Origin of the sequence: Kitasatospora sp. MY 5-36 (assembly GCF_001182915.1) — a bacterium.
Classification (GTDB): Bacteria; Actinomycetota; Actinomycetes; order Streptomycetales; family Streptomycetaceae; genus Kitasatospora.
In genome coordinates this window covers 1-744 of sequence record NZ_LFVW01001370.1, presented here as the reverse complement: position 1 = coordinate 744, position 744 = coordinate 1, and the positions used below count along the sequence as shown (strand labels likewise).

Annotated in this window: 1 protein-coding gene; it reads right to left on the bottom strand. The window is 77.6% G+C overall.

Annotated elements, in window-relative coordinates:
* Positions 1 to 744: condensation domain-containing protein (locus AE652_RS42485; RefSeq protein WP_049661637.1), on the bottom strand; the 744-nt coding region annotated here is incomplete at both ends.

Below are 744 nucleotides of genomic sequence, written 5' to 3'. Positions count from 1 at the left end.
GCCGGCGCGGGTCGGGGGCGAGCGGCAGGACGGCGGTGGCGGGGGGCCGGGTGGACCAGAACTGCCGTGCGGCGTCGGTGCTCTGGCCGGACAGCCAGCGGGCGTGGTCGCGCAGGTCGGGGCGGCGCTGGCCGCCGGCCAGCACGCCGCCGGTCAGGTAGGCGCGGTAGAAGGACTGGAGCAGCAGCCGTACGCTCCAGCCGTCCAGCATCGCGTGGTGGTAGGTGAGCAGGACCCGGGTGGCGGGCCCCTCCCCGGCGTCCGGCGGGGCGTCGACGAGGGTGGCGCGCAGCAGGGCGGGGCGGCGCAGGTCGAAGCCGCGCCGGCGGTCGGCGGCGAGCAGGTCCTCCCAGTCGGCGGCGCCGTGGCGGTGCCGGGTCACCTCGGGGACGGCGTGCTCGTGCAGCACCATCCAGGGGTCGTCGGGGCCGTGCTCGTCCCAGTCGAAGGCCGCGCGCAGCACCGTCTCGTGGTCGAAGACGGACTGCCAGGCCGCGGTGAAGCGCTCGGTGTCCAGCGGCCCGTGCCAGTTCCAGGACAGCTGCTCGACGTGCCGTCCGCCGGGCTCGGACTCCCCGATCACCTGGCGCAGCAGCTCCCGCTGGAGGGCACTGGTCGGTACGGTGACCGGCTCGGGCGGGTGCGCCAGTGCTTCGCGCAGCTCCTCCAGCACCCCGGCGGCGCGGGCGAGCGGGCCCTGGGCGACGCCGACGAACAGCCGCCGCCCGCCGTCCGGCGCCCCGC